The following is a 20,052-nucleotide window of genomic DNA, read 5'->3' on the forward strand; positions in this document are numbered from 1 at the left end:
ATCGTACCTATGAGGGATTGAAACCCATCTGAACGTCAAGAAATCGACAACCTTGCCCGTTTTTATCGTACCTATGAGGGATTGAAACAAAGATGACGATATCGTGATATTCAGTCATGACAATGAGTTTTTATCGTACCTATGAGGGATTGAAACAATTTACAGCCACTTTTGGCTTCTTTTGCGACGTTGGTTTTTATCGTACCTATGAGGGATTGAAACCTTCATTCATGACGGCGCGCTTTTCATATTCTGCGAGTTTTTATCGTACCTATGAGGAACTGAAACTATTTCCCGCCACAGCTGAGCCGCCGCTGAGTTCAGCTTGTTTTACCGCTCGACATAGGAAAAGAGCAAATGCGAAATGGCGCATGCCCAAAAAACGTGGGAGGGATAAGGAGGAATTTGGACGCGAAGAGCGAATACAGTACGGTGAATCCGACAATGCAGGGAGGGAAAATGTGGCCAAACAGCGCGTCGATCATGACCGGTTGTTCAAAGAGCTGCTGTCGACGTTTTTCGAAGAGTTTTTGCTTCTTTTCTTTCCTCACGTGTACGAGCACATCGATGTTCACCATCTCTCTTTCCTCTCCGAAGAATTGTTCACCGATGTGACGGCTGGGGAAAAGCATCGCGTCGACTTGTTGGTCGAAACAAAGGTGAAAGGGGAAGACGGGCTCGTCATTGTCCATGTCGAGCATCAAAGCTACACCCAGCGGACCTTCCCCGAGCGAATGTTCCTCTACTTCAGCCGCTTGTTTCAAAAATACCGCCGCCGCATTCTCCCGATCGCCATTTTCAGCTATGATGAACAATACGACGAACCTTCCTCATTGGTCATCCAGTTTCCGTTTTTGACCGTTCTCGACTTCCGCTTTTTAACGGTGGAGCTATGCAAACTGCCGTGGCGCGCGTACATCCGCCAGGACAATCCCGTCGCCGCTGCCTTGTTAAGCAAAATGGGGTATAATGAAGAGGAGAAAGTCGACGTGAAAAAGGAATTTTTGCGCATGCTCGTCCGTCTCGAGCTGGATGAAGCGAAACAGCGGCTGTTGTTCGGTTTTTTCGAGACGTATTTGCGGCTATCCGAAGAGGAGGAAGCAAAACGGCGACACGAGGTGAGCCAAATGGAAACGAAGGAAGCAAAACGTGTGATGGAGCTCATCGTCTCATACGAACAGCGGGGGCTGGAAAAAGGAATCCAACAAGGAATCGAACAGGGGATGAAGCAAGGACGCCAACAAGGAATCGAGGAAGGGAAGCTCGACGTGGTGAAGAGAATGCTGGCGAAAGGGTACGATGTCGACACGATTCACGAACTGACCGGGCTGCCGGTCGAGACGATTGAGAAGGTGAAGAAGTAAGTTGGATGCTCTCTGACTGGAGCGAACGTCGCCGCCCGCAATGGCGTCAAATTCTTCATAAAGGGCGGCGGCCGTCTCGTTAAAGCCTTCGGACGTTTCGTTCTCAGGGGAGGTTTTTTGGAAACGCCGTGTTTTGGGCACTTTTTCGACTTATGAACGGTTTCGACTTATGAACGGCGTTTTTCTTTTATCATCAGTCTTCTAATTTTTTACCGTTTTCTTATGAATTTCACAACCATAAAAACAGCTAAAATAACGATACCTATAAAAAGGTAGCCGAAAATAGACGTCATGGTAGTCAGCATGTCCCATTCTCCTTTTCTCTAATTGGTACCGGTATACAATGTGTGATTCTTCACACGAGCATATAAATAAATCGTCCATTCTCCACCCCAAATGCTATTAAGGGTTAGATGATATCTAGCTTCGGCCGGTAAAGTATATGTTTCTGTTTTTCTAAGAATAGAGACCCAATCTTTTTTAACAGTGTAAGGCGGAGTTATAAAATACCACCCATTATAAGCTCGCGTTATTGTGGCTAACCCAGTACTACTAATATTAATATCCACATAAAAATGATAATTGACAGTTCCAGAATACCAATAAATCTTCCAAGTACTATTCCCTGTACCGATTTTATATGAAGCTAAAGCTGATATCATTTTGTCATTTGATCCTGCCGAGAGCACAGGTTCAATACCAAGAGTCCCTACGTACTCACTATTTTCATTATAAATTTTTTGTTCTTGTCGTTTTAATAAAGATAAGTCAAATCAAACCCAACACTTTAATTCAAAAAGAATCCAGTTTACCAGCTTTTTCATTCCCCTTCATTCTCAATCGTTCAACAAGAACATGTTATGGTAAACCAACTATATATTGGTTCATCACCACAACATGTACTTGACAAGCAATGCGGTTTCCTGTACAAAGATGTGCAAAAATCATCCATTTACTGATTTTTCAGCACAAGTGTAAATAGGGGATGTTCAGAAAAAGTCAAGTGCAACTTTTGGTGAAGAACCTATATATTTACAATTAAAATTTTATTGGAAATTAAAATTAAAAAAAGGAACTTTATTACCATATCAAAAATAGGTATTTGTTCATAAAAATGAATCAATTTATTGTTTAGTGCAAAATGAAAGTACAGAGTTCTGCAACGAAAAGTGCAGAGCTTCATGGCATAAAAAAGGCTTGCCAGCTCTTAAAAAATCCTCTACTGTTTAAGGTTATATCGCTGATTCTACGAAGCCGTTTGGCGCGATCCATTCGGGCGGAATGGCATCACTCGATTGGCAAGCTGTCACGGCCGCATACCGTTCAGTGATTTTTAGGATTTTCATCAAAAACTATTGTAAACCGCTTTCATTTGGTTTATAATAAAGCTAAACCGGTTTATGAAAACGTTTTTGAACTAAATCGATTTAGTGCGAGAGAGGGATCCCTTTTGAAAAAAGTAACGATGGCCGATGTTGCGAAATTGGCCAACGTTTCGAAAAGCACCGTGTCGCAATACTTAAATAAGCGCTATGAGTATATGAGCGAGGAGACGAGAAAACGCATCGCCGAGGCGATTGAAGAGCTTGGGTATCAGCCGAACATCATCGCCCGCAGTTTGAAGCAAAAGACGACAGCGACCATTGGCGTGATTGTTTTTAATATGCTTCATATGATGACAACGCAAGTGCTGCACGCCATTGAAGAGGAATGCCAAAAGCGCGGGTTTCAAGTGATCGTCTGCAATTCCGGCGATGATCCGGATAAGGAAAAAACATATGTTGATACGCTGCTGGCGAAGCAAGTGGACGGGTTGATCGTGTTTCCAACAGGGAAGAACGAGGACGTCTATCGCCGTCTTGTCGAGGAACGGTTTCCGCTTGTGTTTGTCGACCGGATGGTGCCGGGAGTGGAGGCAGACAGCGTGCTGCTTGATAATGCAGGTGCAGCGGAAATGGCGGTTCAGTATTTCGCTTCCCAGGGACGCGATCGGATTGCGATTGTCACCCCGCCGCTTGTCTCTTACAACGTGCCGCGGATGGAGCGGTTGGAAGGGTTTCGGGCGGCTATGCGCAAAAGAGGGCTGGACGTTGAAGATGGGAACATCATCGCCGCTGATCCGGACGCGCTGCCGGAAGTGTTGAAACAGCGATTTGCCGAACCGAGGCGGCCTAATGCCTTGTTTGCGATCAACGACTTGACGCTGATGGGGGTTTTGCGGTTTGTGAAAGACGCAGGGGTTCGTGTGCCGGATGAGGTGGCGATCATCAACATCGATGATGTGCCGTTTGCCGATATTTACACGCCGGCGCTGACAACGATCGCCCAGCCGACGTTTGCGATGGGGAAAAAAGCAGCTGAGCGCGTGTTTGAACAAATGAAAGTGAAAAAAGCCGACGGTCCGCGCGTATTTCGTTTCTCCCCGACATTGATGGAACGGACATCGATCAGGCGGGGGAAGGAATGAAGAAGGGAGGAGAAACGATGGCGATTCATGAGGACGTCGTCATTGGGATTGATATTGGAACGACAAGCACGAAAGCGGTTGTGTTTGACGGACAGGGGAAGGTGCTGGCTTCTCACGCCGTCGACTATCCGATCATCCAGCCGCATCCGGGGTTTGCCGAGCAGGATCCCGATGAACTGTTCGCGGCGGTCGTTCAAGCGGTCGGGGCGGTGACGATCCGCCACGGCATCCGCCCAGAACAGGTGAAAGCGATGGGTTTGAGTGCGGCGATGCACTCAATTATGGCGCTTGACGAGTCGGGCCGGCCGCTCACCCGTCTCCTCATTTGGGCGGACAACCGAAGCGTTGCGCAAACGGAGCGGCTGTTGAAAGAGCAAAACGGGCTTGCCATTTACCGGCGGACGGGGACGCCCATCCATCCGATGTCGCCGCTATCGAAATTGCTTTGGCTCAAGGAAGAGCAGACGGACGTATTTCAGCAAGCACGGCGGTTTGTGTCAGTAAAAGATTATGTGTTGCACCGTCTGTACGGCGACTATGTCGCCGACCATTCCATGGCATCGGCGACGGGCTTATTTCGGTTGGACACGCTCGATTGGGACGAGGAGGCGCTTGCGCTTGTCGGCATTCGCCGCGACCAGCTACCGCGGCTCGTTCCTGCCACGCATATTATGACTGGCATGAAAAGAGAATGGGCGGAAAAAATGGGAGTCGCTTCAGATGTGCCTGTTGTCGTCGGAGCAAGCGACGGCGTGCTCGCCAATGTCGGCGTCGGGGCGGTGCTCCCAGGTGAAGCGGCCATCACGATCGGAACGAGCGGGGCGGTGCGGACGATTGCCGCGGCTCCGACGACGGACGAAAAAGGGCGGACGTTTTGTTATGCGTTGACGCCCGGCTATTGGGTCGTCGGCGGACCGACGAACAACGGCGGCATTTTGCTTCGCTGGCTGCGCGACGAGTTCGGCGCCCACGAGCGGGAAGTGGCGAAAAAGCTCGGCATGGATCCGTATGACTTGTTGACGAAATACGCGGAACGCGTCCCGCCGGGGGCGGAAGGGCTTGTGTTTTTGCCGTTTTTGTCGGGTGAGCGGGCGCCGTACTGGAATGCGAACGCGCGCGGGACGTTTTTCGGCCTTGGCCTTCATCATAAGCGCGAGCATTTCATCCGCGCTGTCATGGAAGGCGTCTGCTTCAGCATTCTCTCGGTCGCTTTAGCCATTCGCGACGTCACCGGGCCGATGACGGAAATCCGCGTCTCGGGCGGATTCGCCAAATCGCCGTTTTGGCGGCAAATGCTTTCTGATATGCTCGGCAAACCGCTCATCGTGCCGCAGACGCACGAGGCGTCGGCGTTGGGGGCGGCTGCGGTGGCGCTTTACGCATTAGGCGAGCTGCCATCGCTGGAAACGGTAAAAACGTGGATCGACACGACAGCCCGTCATGAACCGAAGGAAGAACATACGCTCATTTACGCTGAACTGTTTGACTTGTATGCCCGCTTGTATGAGCGGCTGAAAGCGGAGTTTGACATCATCGCCGCGTTTCAGCGGCGGAGTGGGTAAAGGGAGGAAAACTAAATCGATTTAGCTAGCTATGATCGGGCGCTAAATCGATTTAGCTCTTGCCTTCAAAGAACTGAAAACGTTTGCTTTGTTCACTAAATCGATTTATCTCAAAGATAAAGGAGGAGCTTGTGATGGGAATCGCCATTGTTGTTGCTGCTATTATCGTGTTATTATTGCTCATTACTATGGCGAAAATGCATCCGTTTGTCGCACTCATTTTAGTGTCTGTCGGCGTCGGACTGGCGATGGGCATGCCGCTTATCGCGCCGTCTCCGGAAACGCCGGGCATCATTGATTCGATCAAGGCGGGGCTTGGCAATACGCTCGGCTTTTTAGCGATTGTCTTGGCGCTTGGGACAATGCTCGGCAAAATGATGGCCGAATCAGGCGGCGCTGAGCGCATTGCGAAAACGTTGATCGACCGCTTCGGCCAAAAACGCGTCCATTGGGCGATGATGGTCGTCGCCTTTTTAGTCGGGATTCCGGTCTTTTTCCAAGTCGGGTTTGTCTTGCTTATTCCGCTTGTCTTTACGATTGCGATGGAAACGGGCATTTCACTGGTCACGATCGGTATTCCGCTTGTCGCTGGTTTGTCCGTCGTGCATGGGCTTGTCCCTCCGCACCCGGCGGCGATGGCGGCAGTCGGCATTTTTAAGGCGGATGTCGGAAAAACGATCCTTTACTCGATCATCGTCGGCTTGCCGACTGCCATTATTGCCGGTCCGCTGTACGGCAAATGGATCGGTTCGCGCCTGTACAAAAAAGTGCCGACGGAGATTGCCGAACAGCTTGTGCAGCATAAAGAAGCACGTGAGCTTCCTGGCTTTGGCAATACGCTGTTCACGATTTTGCTTCCGGTCATTTTGATGTTGGTTGCCTCGGTTGCGAATGTAACGCTGGATCAAAAATCGGAAGCAGCGAAAGTGCTGCGCTTTATCGGCGACCCGATTGTTGCGCTTTTGATTGCGACGGTTTATTCGTTCTTTAGCTTGGGTTACGCCCGCGGATTCAACCGGGACAAGGTGCTTCAATTCGCCAATGACTGCCTCGGACCGGTCGCGAACATTCTGCTTGTCATCGGGGCGGGCGGCGCATTCAACAAAGTGTTGCTTGATTCCGGCATCGGCGAACAAATCGCGGAAGTGGCGAAACACTCGCACTTCTCTCCGCTCCTGTTAGGATGGGGCATTGCGGCGCTCATCCGTGTAGCGACGGGGTCAGCGACTGTCTCAATGATGACCGCTGCCGGCATCGTTGCCCCCATCGCGGCTACCATGCCGGGAACGAATATGGAACTGCTCGTCTTGGCGACCGGCGCGGGTTCATTGATCTTGTCGCACGTCAACGATTCTGGCTTCTGGATGATCAAGGAGTATTTCGGCATGACGGTAAAAGAAACACTCATGACATGGACAGCGATGGAGACGATTATTTCGGTGGTGGCGTTTGTCTTCATTTTGTTATTGAATATGGTTCTCTAGCCTTTTCTAGGCAAGACGCTCGTTTTTAGAAGAACGGGCGTCTTATTTTTATATGTCCTTTTGTCATATTTTATATTATAATTATGTAATAAAAAATGACATAAGGAGTGACGCCTGTTGATTTTTGCGAGACGTGGGGAACGAAAAACAAAGTGCGAACTGGATCAGCCTCGACGTGAGGACACTGAGGGAGGATCGCAACAAATTGCAAGGCAAATTGTCGTGGCTGTCGATCAGCTCAAAGCGGTGATGGAACAGATGAAGATAGCAGCGCTTTCGCTGAATGACATTTCCGATTCAAGCCGGAACAGTGCGGCAGAGCTGATGGATCACAGCGAGAAAACGGTGGAGTATACGGAAAAAGTGGCGAACAAAATGCGGACAATCGAGGAGGCGGCTAGAGAAATCGCTGCATCTTCGCGTGATATGTATGCGAGCAGCCAGCAGTTTTCCGAACATTGGCTGCATTCATGGAATTCATTGGAGACGTTGCAAAAAGAAATTCGAACACTGCGCTCCCATCATGAAACGTTGTTGAAACAAATGGACCATCTCGTTCATCATTCGCGACGCATCAATGAAATTATATCAGCGATCGGCGATATTTCACAGAAAACGAAAATTTTGTCGCTCAATGCCAATATTGAGGCGGCTCGTGCGGGAGAACATGGGCGCGGGTTTGCGGTTGTGGCGCGGGAAATCGGCATGTTGGCGAACCAAACGTCGGAAGCTGTCCAACAAACACAGGATATTTTGTCTCTGATTCAACGCGAAATCGCAGCGACAACCGATATCGTTCGCGAAGAAACAAAGCAAATCGATGTCGAAGAGAAAGAAATGGAAGCGATTATGTCATTCCTTCATTCGCTGCAGCGGCGGCTGAATGATATGACGGACCTCGTCTCCTCTTCTGTCCGGTCAGCGTCTGGGCAGTCGGACAGCGTGAAAGAAATCGCCGTTCTCCTAGAAGGCCGGTGAAAAACCGCTGTTTGCCTTGATCGATGGGTGAACGCGTGAAATTAGGGACTGATGCTACAAGTTTTTTTACTTGGAGAGCGGTTTCAAGAAGCTGTTCCTAGTGTAAATCACCGGCCTTCTAGAAGAAATCGTGCAATTGAGCCGGGAAAATCAACGGTTTGTCGAGCACGTGACGGCGGATATGAACGAACAGCATGAAAGCGTCGAACAGATTTTACGCATTAATGAAGCGCTGCAAAAGACAGCGGAGGAGCTGCAACAAACGGTCGGGCGTGATTGGATGAGAGAAACGATTTCTGTCGATGATGCGGTCGTGAAAAACATGATTCAGAAACTATCCGCTTTGCTTCAGTCAGCTCCGTTGGAACAGATGGATGAGGCCATGCACCGACGCGTGCTGGACCGATTTTTATCTGAGAATGGAGAGATTGAGGCTGTCTGGTCGAATCGTCTTGATGGGGCGTTTGTCTATTCCAATCCGCCGGCGGGCTTGGTCAACGCCAAAGTCCGGTCGTGGTTTCAGGAAGCTTGTAGAGGGACAGTGTATGTTTCCGATCCGTATGTATCGGCATTGACAAAACATCTTTGCGTCACGGTGTCCGCTCCTATTACGGATCATAACGGTCAAATTGTCGGAGTCATCGGAGCGGATTTGGCGCTTTCGAAATGAAAGATGCCCCAAAAAGGCGCACATGCGCCTTTTTGGGGCATTTTTTGTTTTTCAACCTGGCTGATTGATCGGAAGATGATTGATAATAAATATAACAAAATTGTGTAATAAAATATGACAATTTTGTTGAATCCGTGAAACATGGGCCTTATACTGCGAATCAAGAACAAATCCTCAAAACGGAGAATACTCATCACTTTTGAGGAACAAGGGAGGGATGTGCTCTTTTAGATGAATGAGGTATAGGAATTCATCGATTTTCGAAATGAATAGGGGGAAGGGTGTGCAAATGAAACCAACATTCATGTGGAAATTATGGCTGCTTTTATGCGTCAGTGTTTTTGCTCTTGGGGGATGTGCGGCGTCATCAGCAGTGGATCAAGCCAAAAACGAGAATCAAAATGATTCATCTTCGGCTGGCAAAGAAGGGGATGTGGTCAAAGTAGGAATCCTTCACTCGTTAAGCGGAACGATGGCCATCAGTGAAGTATCGTTGCGCGATGCCGAGTTAATGGCCATTGAGGAAATCAATGCATCGGGCGGGCTGCTCGGCAAGAAGATTGAACCGATTGTGGAAGATGGAGCGTCCGACTGGCCGACATTTGCCGAAAAGGCGAAAAAATTGCTGCAAAAAGATCAAGTGGCCGCCATTTTCGGCGGTTGGACATCGGCGAGCCGCAAGGCGATGCTTCCGGTTGTGGAGCAAAACAACGGGCTGCTTTGGTATCCGGTGCAATACGAAGGGATGGAGTCGTCTCCGAACATCTTTTACACTGGGGCGACGACGAATCAACAAATCGTTCCGGCGGTCAGCTGGCTCTTGAAAAACCGCGGCAAAACGTTTTTCTTGCTTGGATCGGATTACGTCTTTCCGCGGACAGCGAACAAAATCATCAAGGCCCAGTTGAAGGCCGAAGGTGGGCAAGTGGTCGGGGAAGAATATACGCCGCTCGGCCATACCGATTATAGCACCATTATCAGCAAAATCAAACAAGTGAAACCGGCTGTCGTCTTCAATACACTCAACGGCGATAGCAATGTTGCCTTTTTCAAACAGTTGAAAGACGCTGGCATCACACCGAAAGACGTGACGGTGATGTCCGTCAGCATCGCAGAAGAAGAAATCCGCGGGATCGGGCCGGATGTATTGGCCGGTCATTTGGCTGTGTGGAACTATTTTCAGACGACCGATACACCGGAGAATAAGGCATTTGTTCAAAAGTATAAAGAAAAGTACGGGCAAGACCGCGTGACCGATGACCCGATTGAAGCGGCGTATACAGCCGTTCATTTATGGGCCGAAGCAGTGAAAAAAGCCGGCTCCTTTGATGTGGATCAAGTGAAAAAAGCGGCGGCCGGCCTTGAATACAAGGCGCCGGAAGGAACGGTGAAAATTGACGGGGAAACGCAACATCTATGGAAAACGGTGCGCATCGGCGAAATCCAAGCCGACGGACAATTCAAAGAGTTATGGAATTCCGGTCAGCCGGTGAAGCCGGATCCGTATTTAAAAAGCTACCCATGGGGGAAAGGATTAAGTGAATAGTTGCATGGGAGGAAGGCGTGTCCTTCCTTCTCGCCCAGCGGACATGAAAGGGGGACGGCGATGCTTATTGACCAATTATTCAACGGGCTGAGCGTCGGTTCGATTTTGCTTTTGATCGCCATTGGGTTGGCGATCACCTTTGGATTGATGGGCGTCATCAATATGGCGCATGGTGAACTGATGATGGTCGGCGCGTATACAACCTACGTCATTCAACAAATCTTTGCCCATCATGCGCCGCAATCAGCGGGGATGTACTTTGTCATTGCCATTCCGTCGTCGTTTCTCATCGCTGCCTTGCTTGGATGGGGGTTGGAAAAAAGCTTGATCCGCCATTTGTACCACCGCCCGCTGGACAGTTTGTTGGCGACATGGGGGATCAGTTTGATTTTGCAACAGACGGCCCGTCTCATCTTTGGGGCGCCCAACGTGGCGGTTGTGCCGCCAAGCTGGCTGGATGGAGGAATCCACTTATTTGGAGCGGTGTTTCCGTATAAACGGTTGTTTATTCTCTGTCTTGTGTTGGTGATCGTTTTCTTTCTTTATATGTATTTAACGAAAACACGAGCTGGCCGACGCATTCAGGCTGTCACCATGAACCGGCCGATGGCGGCCTGTCTCGGCATTGCCACGCCAAAGGTCGATGCTTACTCGTTTGCGATCGGTTCAGGATTGGCAGGGGTGGCGGGATGCGCGTTGACCTTGCTTGGGCCAATCGGGCCGACGATCGGCACATACTATATTGTCGATGCTTTTATGGTCGTCATTTTAGGGGGAGTGGGAAAACTGGCTGGGACGATGGTGGGAGCGTTTGGCATTGGTTTGATTTCGACGTTCGTCGAATATTCCACAAGCGCCACCATCGCTAAAGTCATTGTGTTCGTTCTCATTATTGCGTTCTTGCAATGGAAACCGTCCGGTCTTCTTCGCTTGAGGACGCGGTCGCTCGATTGAGGGGAGGGAGCATCGTGAACAAACGTTGGGGATACTGGCTGTTTTTCGCCGCTTTGTTTCTTGCGCCATTTTATTTAACTGAGTTTCGCTTGTCTTTGCTCGGCAAATTTCTTTGCTTTGCCATCGTGGCGGTCGGCATTTCTCTCATTTGGGGACATACCGGCATTTTGAGCCTTGGCCATGGGGTGTATTTCGGATTGGGCGCTTATTGCATGGCGATGTATTTGAAGCTCGAAGCTTCGCGAGGGCATTTGCCTGATTTTATGGAATGGAGCGGCGTGCGCGAACTGCCGTGGTTTTGGAAGCCGTTTGCGCATCCGATGGTGGCCATCGCCGCCGCGATCGCTCTTCCTACATTGCTCGCTGCGCTATTAAGCTATTTCACGTTTAAAAATCGGATTCAAGGCGTCTATTTTTCTCTCCTTTCCCAGGCGGTTGTTGTCGTGTTTGTTACGCTGTTTATCGGCAAGCAAGAATGGACGGGTGGAACGAACGGCTTGACCAATTTTTCGACCGTGTTCGGCTTTTCGTTATCATCGCCGCTTACGCAAATTGTGTTGTATTGGCTGACAGCAGCTGTTCTTGCCCTCATTTTCGTTATGACGCGCCGTCTAACGACTGGTCGGCTAGGAAAAGTGCTCATTGCCATTCGCGACGCTGAAAATCGGGTTCGTTTTTTAGGGTTTAATCCGACCGTCTATAAAGTGTTTGTGTATAGTTTGTCAGCCGCCTTTGCCGGAGTGGCAGGCGCATTGTTTGTCCTGCAAGTCGGGCTCATTTCCCCGGAGATGATGGGGATTATTCCTTCAATCGAAATGGTGCTGTGGGCTGCTGTCGGCGGACGCCACTCGCTCATGGGCGCGATTATGGGCGCGATCGTCATGAACACGGCGAAAAGCTTTTTAAGCGAAAATTATCCAGATCTATGGCTGCTTTTGTTAGGCGCCTTGTTTGTCGTTGTTGTGCTGTTTGTTCCGAAGGGATTGGCGGGCATTTATGAATCGCTCGCTGCCGTTCGCATCAAAGAAAAAAGGGGGCATGAATGTGAAGCCCGTGTTGATGTGTCGTGACGTCGTCGTTGACTTCGATGGATTTCGCGCTTTGCAAGGCGTCGATCTCGTGGTTTACCCCCATGAAGTGCGATTTTTGATCGGTCCGAACGGAGCTGGAAAAACGACGCTGCTCGATGTCATTTGCGGGCGGACGAGAGCGACGGACGGGCGGGTGCTGTTTTTTTCCCATGACATCACGCAACGGCCGGAATATGAGATCGTGCAAATAGGGATCGCCCGGAAGTTTCAAAGCCCTTCCATTTTTCCGTTTTTGACGGTGTGGGAAAATATGGAGTTAGCCATGCGACAAGATCGGCGTCTGCGTTCCGTTTTGCGGGCGAAGCTGACTGGAGAAGAGAAAGAAATGATGGCAGCACAGCTAGAGAAAATTGGATTGCTCGATGAACGTCATCGCTTAGCGGGCTCGCTGTCTCATGGCCAAAAGCAGTGGTTGGAAATCGGCATGCAGCTCATTCAGCGTCCGCAGCTCCTCCTATTGGATGAGCCGATCGCCGGCATGAGTGCGGCGGAGCGGGAGCGCACGGGGGAATGGCTCCATGAAATGGCCGAACATTGTGCGGTCATTATTGTCGAGCATGATATGGACTTTGTCCGCCGCTATTCCAAACAAGTGACCGTCATGCATGAAGGAAAAGTATTGTGCGAAGGATCGATGGATGAAGTGCAGCAAAACGAACGAGTGATCGATGTGTACCTTGGAAGGGGGAAAAACGCGTGCTGCGCCTCCGGGATGTAACGGCTGGCTATGACGGGAGTGTGGTGCTCGATCATGTTGACATGAATGTTCCTCTTGGTCGGGTGACGGCGGTGTTGGGCAGAAACGGGGTTGGAAAAACGACGTTGATGAAGACGATCATCGGGTTGATTCGCCCGATGTCAGGCGTCATCGAATGGGAGGGGGAAGATATCACGCGCTGGCCGCCGGAGCGGCGGGCGCGAGCGGGGATCGGCTATGTGCCGCAAGGGAGGGAAATTTTTTCTGCGTTGACGGTGGAGGAAAATATTCTTCTCGGGCTGGAAGCGCAGGCCGAAAAAGTCCGTCCCCAGCCGACCCTTGATGAAATGTACGCGCTGTTCCCGATTTTAAAAGAGATGCGCCAGCGAAAAGGAGGGGATTTAAGCGGCGGACAGCAGCAACAGCTGGCCATTGCCCGTGCGTTGGCCGGCCGGCCGAAACTGCTGCTGCTTGATGAACCGATGGAAGGCATTCAGCCCTCGATCGTTGCGTTGATTCATGATGCGATTATGAAAATCGCCGAAGAAAAGCAGGTTGGCATCATATTGGTCGAACATAACGTGGAACTGGCGTTTGCTTGTGCCGATCATTTCTATATTTTCGACCGCGGCGCTGTCGTGGCGAAAGGGGATGTCGATGGCGCTGATCTGGATCATATTCAATCGTTTCTTGCGGTTTAAGCAACAGGAGGATTTGGTGAAGTTTCGCGTTGGCAAATGAGATATTTCGCTAAAAGAACGGTTATAAGCGTCTTTCTCAAAAGAGCGAACATGGTAAAAACCGCCCATTTTTCGTATGAGCAAGTTTATCATGTTTTGCCCGCAATGTAATGAGTGAAGAATGTCCAACTCGGTGTAGAAGGAGGGAGGAACGATTGAAGCTGACTCCGCGTGAACAGGAAAAGTTGTTGATTGTCGTTGCCGCCGATTTGGCGCGCCGCCGGAAAGAGCGGGGCTTGAAGCTAAATTATCCGGAAGCGGTGGCGTTCATTACGTATGAACTGATGGAAGGAGCCCGCGACGGGCGGACGGTGGCGGAGTTGATGCAATACGGCGCAACGATTTTGACGCGCGATGATGTGATGGAAGGCGTCGCTGACATGATCGACGAGATTCAAGTCGAGGCGACGTTTCCGGACGGCACGAAACTCGTCACGGTCCACCAGCCGATCCGGTCATAAAACGATGGATCAGCAGCCTCGCGGTGGCGACGGTTCGTATAAGCAAGGTGCAAAAACGAGGAAAGAGGTGCCAACATGATTCCCGGAGAATACCGATTGCGCGACGAACCGATTGTGTGCAACCGGCAAAAGCCGGTTACGAAGCTGACGGTGGTCAATCGCGGCGACCGCCCGGTGCAAGTCGGTTCCCATTTTCACTTTTTTGAAGTCAATTCGTTTCTCGAATTTGACCGACAGGCGGCGTACGGAAAACATTTGAACATCCCTGCAGGGACAGCGGTCCGTTTTGAACCCGGGGATGCGAAGCAAGTGGAGCTCGTCCCGTTCTCCGGCGAGCGCCGGGTGTACGGATTAAACAATATGGTCAACGGTCCGCTTGATGACAACGGGAAGGAGGGAGTAAGAGAATGAGTTTTTCCATGTCAAGACGGCAATACGCGGATATGTTTGGGCCGACGACCGGGGACTGCATCCGGTTGGCGGACACGGACTTATGGATTGAAATTGAGCATGACTATACCGTTTACGGCGATGAAGTGAAATTCGGCGGCGGGAAGGTGATTCGCGACGGGATGGGGCAGCATCCGCTTGCCACCCGCTCTGAAGCGGTCGATTTAGTGTTGACGAATGCCGTCATTGTTGATTACACCGGCATTTACAAAGCCGATATCGGGATTAAAGATGGAAACATCGCCGCCATCGGCAAGGCCGGGAATCCGCTGTTAATGGACGGCGTCAACATCGTCATCGGTCCTTCCACAGAAGTGATCGCGGCCGAAGGGAAAATCGTGACAGCTGGAGGAGTGGATGCCCATATCCATTTCATTTGCCCGCAGCAAATCGAAACCGCCCTGTCATCCGGCATTACGACGATGATTGGCGGCGGGACCGGACCGGCGACCGGAACGAATGCCACGACGTGCACGCCGGGAGAGTGGAACATTTACCGGATGCTTGAAGCCGCCGAAGCGTTCCCGATGAATCTTGGGTTTTTAGGAAAAGGCAACGCGTCGGCGAAAGAGCCGATCGCGGAGCAAGTGCGCGCCGGAGCGGTTGGACTCAAGCTTCATGAAGACTGGGGAACGACGGCGGCAGCGATTGATGCGTGCTTGCAAGTGGCTGATGAGTACGATGTGCAAGTCGCCATTCATACCGATACGTTGAATGAAGGTGGGTTTGTCGAGCATACACTGAAGGCCATTAACGGACGTGTCATCCATACATACCATACGGAAGGGGCGGGAGGCGGACATGCACCCGATATTATGAAAGTCGCCAGCTTCCCGAACATTTTGCCTTCTTCCACGAACCCGACGCGGCCGTATACGAAAAACACGCTCGATGAGCATTTAGATATGTTAATGGTGTGCCATCATTTAGATCCGTCCGTTCCAGAAGACATTGCCTTTGCTGATTCGCGCATCCGCAAAGAAACGATCGCGGCAGAAGACATTTTGCACGACATCGGCGCCTTCAGCATGATCAGTTCCGACTCGCAAGCGATGGGACGGGTCGGTGAAGTCATTTTGCGCACGTGGCAAACGGCCGACAAAACGAAAAAACAGTTTGGCCGCTTGCCGGAGGAAACGGGGCGAGGCGATAATGTCCGCGTCAAACGGTATGTAGCCAAATATACGATCAACCCGGCTATCACTCATGGCATCGCGGAGTATGTCGGGTCAGTCGAAGTCGGAAAATTCGCGGATTTGGTCGTTTGGCATCCCGCTTTTTTCGGGGTCAAGCCTGAGCTCGTCATCAAAGGCGGGATGATCGCCTACAGCGTGATGGGCGACCCGAACGCCAGCATTCCAACGCCGCAGCCCGCACTGTACCGCCCGATGTTCGCCAGCTATGGCGCCGCCGTCGCGAAAACGTCCATTACGTTTTTGTCTAAAGCGGCGTTCGAGCGCGGCGTTCCTGACAAACTGCGATTGCACAAAATCGTCAAACCGGTTGGAAACATTCGCTCGTTGACGAAACACGATATGGTGTTCAACAACGCCATGCCTCAAATCGATGTCGATCCGCAGACGTATGAAGTGAAGGTCGACGGGCGGCTCATTACGTGCGAACCGGCTGAAGTCGTGGCCATGGCGCAGCGATATTTTCTTTTTTGAGGTGATGATGGTGATTATTGAAACGATTGTCGGCAACATTCGAACTCTTTCTTCTCTCCCGCCGCACATCGAACGGGTGTACATGCCAAGCGACGATTTAGTGAAACGCATCCAGCGGGTCGTGACCGACCACGGGCGGGAAATTGGCATTCGCTTGAAAGAAGCAAAAGAATTGGTAGACGGAGATGTGTTATGGATGGATGACAACAATGCGATTGTGGTGTCCGTTCTTCCGGATGATTTGCTTGTCATACAGCCGGTTTCCATGAAACAAATGGGGGAGATCGCTCATCAGCTCGGCAACCGCCACTTGCCAGCCCAATTTGAGGAAGGGGAAATGCTCGTCCAATACGACTATTTAGTCGAAGAGCTGCTTCAGCAGCTCGCCATCCCGTACAAGAGGGAAAAGCGAAAAGTGAAACAAGCGTTCCGCCATATCGGGCATCGCCATGACTGACCAACAGCTGCTGTGGCTGCTGCAGCTCTCCGATTCCAATTTTCCATCAGGAGCGTTTTCCCATTCCTTTGGGTTTGAAACTTATATGTACCATGAACAAATTCGTGATGCCAAAACGTTTGGCGACGCGCTCGTCGTGTATATCCAAACCCAGCTGACGTATACGGACGGATTGGCGTGCCGGATCGCCTATGAGCAGTTGGAAGCCGACCGTATGGAAGGACTGAAGCGGCTGAACGACACGCTGTTCGCCCTCTGTCTGGCAAAAGAAACGCGAGAAGGAACACGAATGATGGGCGAGCGCTTATGGAAACTGTGCCGCGACATTTACGGAGTCGATGAATTGGATGAGATCGTGCAAACGACGCGGTCCATTCATCCGACCATTGTGTTTGCGGCGGTTGGCCGCAAAATCGAAGCGTCGAAACGAACGACTGTGTTGACATATTTGTTTACCGCCGTGCAAACGATGGTGCAAAACGCGGTTCGCGGCATTCCCCTCGGCCAGACGGACGGGCAAAAGCTGCTCGTCATGGCGCAGCCATATTTGATTCATGCCGCGAGCATCATCGAGACGCTCGACGAAGAGGAGTTCGGGGCGGCAGCCGTCGGCTTGGAAATCGCGCAAATGCAGCATGAACGTCTTCCTGTTCGATTGTTTATGTCGTAAATCTTGTTTGACGTGGAACGAAAGAAGGGCAGAGAAGGGAGAATCGAAAATGGAACCGGTACGAATCGGCATCGGCGGCCCGGTCGGCGCCGGCAAAACGATGCTCGTCGAGAAGCTGACACGGGCGATGCATCGCCGCTTTAGCATCGCGGTCATTACGAATGATATTTATACAAAAGAAGATGCCCAATTTTTAATCAAACATAGCGTCTTGCCGGAAGACCGGATTATCGGTGTCGAAACGGGCGGGTGCCCGCATACGGCCATTCGCGAAGATGCATCAATGAATTTTGCGGCCATTGATGAACTGAAACGGCGCCATCCGGATGTGGAGCTCATTTTTATCGAGAGCGGCGGAGATAACTTGGCGGCGACCTTCAGCCCGGAGTTGGTCGATTTCTCCATTTACGTCATCGACGTCGCCCAAGGGGAAAAAATACCGCGCAAAGGCGGGCAAGGGATGATGAAGTCGGATTTGCTCGTGATCAACAAAATCGACCTTGCCCCTTACGTCGGCGCCAGTCTGGAAGTGATGGAACGGGATGCCAAAGCGGCACGCGGGGCAAAACCCGTCATTTTCACCAACTTAAAAGAAGAAATCGGGCTTTTTGACGTTGTGGATTGGATCGAAAAACAGGTGCTGCTGGCAGGGCTGGAAGAATGAGCTGGACAGGGCGTTTGCAATGTACAGCGGCCTTCAAAAACGGCCGCACCGTCATTTTGGACAGCTATGGCGAAGGGGCGCTGAAACTGATGCGTTCTGTTTACCTCGACTCGGCTCATCCGACGTTATATCTTGTCCACATCGGCGGCGGGTATGTCGACGGAGATTCATATGATATGGAAATCTTCCTCGAGCCCAGCGCCCGGTTGATGGTGACGACCCAGTCGGCGGCGAAAATCTACAAAACTCCTTCAACACCTGTAAGGCAGTATACACGATTGTCACTTGGGGAGCAAAGCGTGCTCGAATATTTTCCCGACCCGACGATCGCCTATGAGCATGCGCGGTTTGTTCAAGAAACGACGGTGTACATCACGCCGAGCTCCACGTTTGTGTACGGGGAAATCATTACGCCCGGCTGGTCGGAAAGCGGCGAGCTGTTCCGCTATGATTGGATTCGTACAAAATTAAAAGTGCATCGAGAAGGGACGCTCGTGTTGTTTGACCACTTGTATTTACATCCATCGCACCATCTTACTGACATGTTGCAACTCGGACATTATACGCACGTCGGATCAATGGTTGTTCTCTCTCCATTTATCACCAAAGGCGTTCTTGAATCATTTGGTTTCTTGATGGACCAGATGTCGGATGGGATTTACTGCGGCTTTTCCGAAACAGCAGCTCCCGGATTTTCAGTGCGGGTGCTGGCCCATGATACGATGGCCATTGAAACATTGTTTCAACGTATTCATCAGTTTATTCGCCCGTTATATGGAGAGAGAGAACCCGTTTTCTGGAGGAAATATTGATAAAAGGAGAAAGGACGATGGGAACGATGTGGCCTGTGCTCTTGTTTGGATTGTTGCTAGGAATGAAGCATGCGACGGAACCGGATCATGTCATTGCCGTTTCGACCATTGCCAGCCGGACGAAAAAACTGTCCCTTTCATCACTGGCCGGCATGTTTTGGGGAATCGGCCATACGTTGACGCTGCTTGTCGTCGGGATGGCGATGATCGCCTTTGAGCGGCAAATTCCTGAACAGATTGCTTCTTATCTTGAAATGGGCGTCGGCATCATGATCGTTATTCTAGGAATGGCTAGTTTCCGTTCGACAATGAGTCTGGATCATCATCGCCATGGCGAGATTCATCATTTACATGTTAAATCGACATTGATCGGCATCGTCCATGGTTTGGCCGGCAGTGCTGGGATGGTATTGTTGACGATGACGACGGTCAAAGGAACTTGGATGGCGCTTGCTTTTATTTTGATTTTTGGCCTAGGAACGGTCATCGGCATGATGCTGTTCACGACGTTTCTCGGGATTCCGTTTGTTTGGATGAAAGCGAGACAGCAAGTCATGAATCAATGGATCGTGAAAACCGTTTCCCTCATCAGCATCGCCTATGGGATCTATTACATGTATCATATCGCCGCCGAAATTTGACGCTCCTCGCGGCTGGCGTCATAGGTGAAGGAGTGTTCAAAACATCGAAAGAAGCACCGGTCTTGGGAGAAGGCCGGTGCTTCTTTTTCGATGCGGCGTCATCGCCACTTCGTGTCACGCCAGTGGTTTTACAAGCAACAACTCATCTCGAATAGGAATGCCGTCAGAACTTGTTTTCGGAATGCTTGGCTTGATTTGCCGCGCCTTGTCGACAGCGTTGGGAAAGACGTTCACAATTTGATAGCCGCGCTTTTGATAGAAACGAAGGGCATGCAAGTTGTCGTTGGTAGTGATCAGTTGAACAGCCGTGCACCTTTGTTGTCTCGCCCATGCCTCTGCCTCATGCAAAAGGGCGCTGCCGATGCCGCGGTTTTCCATTATGCTGTCTAGCGAGATGATCTCGCATTCGCTGCCACGGATGATGAATGTAATCAGTCCGATGATCCGCTGACCGTTCTCAACAGCCGCAAATCCATCCAGCTCGCTGCAGTTATAGATGCCGGTTGAAACAACCATTTGCGGACTTCCCCAATGGTCGTTGAAAAATTGGTTGACGATGGCGCGGTCCAACTGTTTGGTTGGAACGATGTTCAAGGCGCTCCTCCTCCTTTGTGCAGATGAAGATTTTTGATCACCCCAATGCATAAGACGTTCACTTCCGTGCGTGAGGTAACAGG

20 protein-coding genes and 1 CRISPR repeat array (1 of these 21 cut by a window edge) are annotated in these 20,052 nt (G+C 50.8%); of the genes, 19 read left to right on the plus strand and 1 reads right to left on the minus strand.

Annotation, left to right across the window (positions count from 1 at the left end):
* Positions 1–288: direct repeats of the CRISPR family, unit length 30 nt; unit sequence GTTTTTATCGTACCTATGAGGGATTGAAAC (it extends 332 nt beyond the left edge of the window).
* A gap of 173 nt (positions 289–461) precedes the next feature.
* From B9L19_RS08895 to B9L19_RS08990, 19 genes are all read left to right on the plus strand, one after another.
* Positions 462–1,364, plus strand: a complete 903-nt coding sequence (locus B9L19_RS08895) for an Rpn family recombination-promoting nuclease/putative transposase (RefSeq protein ID WP_047753029.1) — start codon at positions 462–464, stop codon at positions 1,362–1,364.
* Positions 1,365–2,814: 1,450 nt separating this feature from the next.
* A complete protein-coding gene (locus tag B9L19_RS08905; protein WP_047753031.1) occupies positions 2,815–3,831 on the plus strand; it encodes a LacI family DNA-binding transcriptional regulator in 1,017 nt (338 codons plus the stop codon).
* A gap of 17 nt (positions 3,832–3,848) precedes the next feature.
* Positions 3,849–5,393 (plus strand): gluconokinase, encoded by a 1,545-nt coding sequence (gene gntK / locus B9L19_RS08910; protein ID WP_047753032.1) that lies wholly within the window; start codon positions 3,849–3,851, stop codon positions 5,391–5,393.
* Positions 5,394–5,527: 134 nt separating this feature from the next.
* Positions 5,528–6,877 carry a GntP family permease gene (locus B9L19_RS08915; RefSeq protein ID WP_025950860.1) on the plus strand — a complete coding sequence of 450 codons (1,350 nt, stop codon included), beginning with the start codon at positions 5,528–5,530 and terminating at the stop codon, positions 6,875–6,877.
* 117 nt (positions 6,878–6,994) lie between these two features.
* On the plus strand, positions 6,995–7,855 hold the full coding sequence (locus B9L19_RS08920) for a methyl-accepting chemotaxis protein (protein WP_244182583.1): 861 nt from the start codon (positions 6,995–6,997) through the stop codon (positions 7,853–7,855).
* A 136-nt stretch (positions 7,856–7,991) separates the two neighbouring features.
* On the plus strand, positions 7,992–8,525 hold the full coding sequence (locus B9L19_RS08925; protein WP_241771981.1) for a PDC sensor domain-containing protein: 534 nt from the start codon (positions 7,992–7,994) through the stop codon (positions 8,523–8,525).
* 289 nt (positions 8,526–8,814) lie between these two features.
* Positions 8,815–10,071 carry an urea ABC transporter substrate-binding protein gene (urtA, locus tag B9L19_RS08930; RefSeq protein ID WP_047753044.1) on the plus strand — a complete coding sequence of 419 codons (1,257 nt, stop codon included), beginning with the start codon at positions 8,815–8,817 and terminating at the stop codon, positions 10,069–10,071.
* A gap of 60 nt (positions 10,072–10,131) precedes the next feature.
* On the plus strand, positions 10,132–11,025 hold the full coding sequence (gene urtB / locus B9L19_RS08935; protein WP_047753033.1) for an urea ABC transporter permease subunit UrtB: 894 nt from the start codon (positions 10,132–10,134) through the stop codon (positions 11,023–11,025).
* Between the two features lie 11 nt (positions 11,026–11,036).
* A complete protein-coding gene (gene urtC / locus B9L19_RS08940; RefSeq protein ID WP_047753045.1) occupies positions 11,037–12,095 on the plus strand; it encodes an urea ABC transporter permease subunit UrtC in 1,059 nt (352 codons plus the stop codon).
* The gene (urtD, locus tag B9L19_RS08945) at positions 12,070–12,834 is read left to right on the plus strand and encodes an urea ABC transporter ATP-binding protein UrtD (RefSeq protein ID WP_047753034.1); all 765 of its coding nucleotides are present in this window, start codon (positions 12,070–12,072) and stop codon (positions 12,832–12,834) included. The genes urtC and urtD overlap by 26 nt, the downstream gene beginning before the upstream one ends.
* Positions 12,813–13,514 carry an urea ABC transporter ATP-binding subunit UrtE gene (gene urtE / locus B9L19_RS08950; RefSeq protein ID WP_025950866.1) on the plus strand — a complete coding sequence of 234 codons (702 nt, stop codon included), beginning with the start codon at positions 12,813–12,815 and terminating at the stop codon, positions 13,512–13,514. Before urtD ends, urtE begins: the two co-directional genes overlap by 22 nt.
* Before the next feature lie 194 nt (positions 13,515–13,708).
* On the plus strand, positions 13,709–14,014 hold the full coding sequence (gene ureA / locus B9L19_RS08955) for an urease subunit gamma (RefSeq protein ID WP_025950867.1): 306 nt from the start codon (positions 13,709–13,711) through the stop codon (positions 14,012–14,014).
* A gap of 75 nt (positions 14,015–14,089) precedes the next feature.
* Positions 14,090–14,425, plus strand: coding sequence for an urease subunit beta (locus tag B9L19_RS08960; RefSeq protein WP_089113914.1), 336 nt, complete (start codon positions 14,090–14,092; stop codon positions 14,423–14,425).
* Positions 14,422–16,131: an urease subunit alpha gene (gene ureC / locus B9L19_RS08965; RefSeq protein ID WP_053915408.1), complete on the plus strand. Its 1,710-nt coding sequence runs from the start codon at positions 14,422–14,424 to the stop codon at positions 16,129–16,131. The genes B9L19_RS08960 and ureC overlap by 4 nt, the downstream gene beginning before the upstream one ends.
* Before the next feature lie 10 nt (positions 16,132–16,141).
* A complete protein-coding gene (gene ureE / locus B9L19_RS08970) occupies positions 16,142–16,588 on the plus strand; it encodes an urease accessory protein UreE (protein WP_053915410.1) in 447 nt (148 codons plus the stop codon).
* Positions 16,581–17,258: an urease accessory protein UreF gene (locus tag B9L19_RS08975; protein ID WP_089113915.1), complete on the plus strand. Its 678-nt coding sequence runs from the start codon at positions 16,581–16,583 to the stop codon at positions 17,256–17,258. Before ureE ends, B9L19_RS08975 begins: the two co-directional genes overlap by 8 nt.
* Before the next feature lie 49 nt (positions 17,259–17,307).
* Positions 17,308–17,922: an urease accessory protein UreG gene (gene ureG, locus B9L19_RS08980; protein ID WP_025950872.1), complete on the plus strand. Its 615-nt coding sequence runs from the start codon at positions 17,308–17,310 to the stop codon at positions 17,920–17,922.
* Positions 17,919–18,734 (plus strand): urease accessory protein UreD, encoded by an 816-nt coding sequence (locus tag B9L19_RS08985; protein WP_089113916.1) that lies wholly within the window; start codon positions 17,919–17,921, stop codon positions 18,732–18,734. Before ureG ends, B9L19_RS08985 begins: the two co-directional genes overlap by 4 nt.
* Before the next feature lie 17 nt (positions 18,735–18,751).
* Complete coding sequence (locus B9L19_RS08990) at positions 18,752–19,375, plus strand: urease accessory protein UreH (RefSeq protein ID WP_089113917.1); 624 nt, start codon at positions 18,752–18,754, stop codon at positions 19,373–19,375.
* Positions 19,376–19,489: 114 nt separating this feature from the next.
* On the opposite strand, the gene B9L19_RS08995 is transcribed toward B9L19_RS08990, so the two are convergent.
* Positions 19,490–19,969 (minus strand): GNAT family N-acetyltransferase, encoded by a 480-nt coding sequence (locus tag B9L19_RS08995; RefSeq protein ID WP_025950875.1) that lies wholly within the window; start codon positions 19,967–19,969, stop codon positions 19,490–19,492.
* Positions 19,970–20,052 lie beyond the last annotated feature (83 nt).

The organism is Geobacillus thermocatenulatus (assembly GCF_002217655.1).
Classification (GTDB): domain Bacteria; phylum Bacillota; class Bacilli; order Bacillales; family Anoxybacillaceae; genus Geobacillus; species Geobacillus thermocatenulatus.

What these genes read in the sequence shown, in the direction of transcription:
- gntK (WP_047753032.1), top strand. Translation starts at nt 3,849, where the DNA reads ATGGCGATTCATGAGGACGTCGTCATTGGGATTGATATTGGAACGACA.
- B9L19_RS08915 (WP_025950860.1), top strand. Translation starts at nt 5,528, where the DNA reads ATGGGAATCGCCATTGTTGTTGCTGCTATTATCGTGTTATTATTGCTC.
- urtA (WP_047753044.1), top strand. Translation starts at nt 8,815, where the DNA reads ATGAAACCAACATTCATGTGGAAATTATGGCTGCTTTTATGCGTCAGT.
- urtB (WP_047753033.1), top strand. Translation starts at nt 10,132, where the DNA reads ATGCTTATTGACCAATTATTCAACGGGCTGAGCGTCGGTTCGATTTTG.
- B9L19_RS08960 (WP_089113914.1), top strand. Translation starts at nt 14,090, where the DNA reads ATGATTCCCGGAGAATACCGATTGCGCGACGAACCGATTGTGTGCAAC.
- ureC (WP_053915408.1), top strand. Translation starts at nt 14,422, where the DNA reads ATGAGTTTTTCCATGTCAAGACGGCAATACGCGGATATGTTTGGGCCG.
- B9L19_RS08975 (WP_089113915.1), top strand. Translation starts at nt 16,581, where the DNA reads ATGACTGACCAACAGCTGCTGTGGCTGCTGCAGCTCTCCGATTCCAAT.
- ureG (WP_025950872.1), top strand. Translation starts at nt 17,308, where the DNA reads ATGGAACCGGTACGAATCGGCATCGGCGGCCCGGTCGGCGCCGGCAAA.
- B9L19_RS08985 (WP_089113916.1), top strand. Translation starts at nt 17,919, where the DNA reads ATGAGCTGGACAGGGCGTTTGCAATGTACAGCGGCCTTCAAAAACGGC.
- B9L19_RS08990 (WP_089113917.1), top strand. Translation starts at nt 18,752, where the DNA reads ATGGGAACGATGTGGCCTGTGCTCTTGTTTGGATTGTTGCTAGGAATG.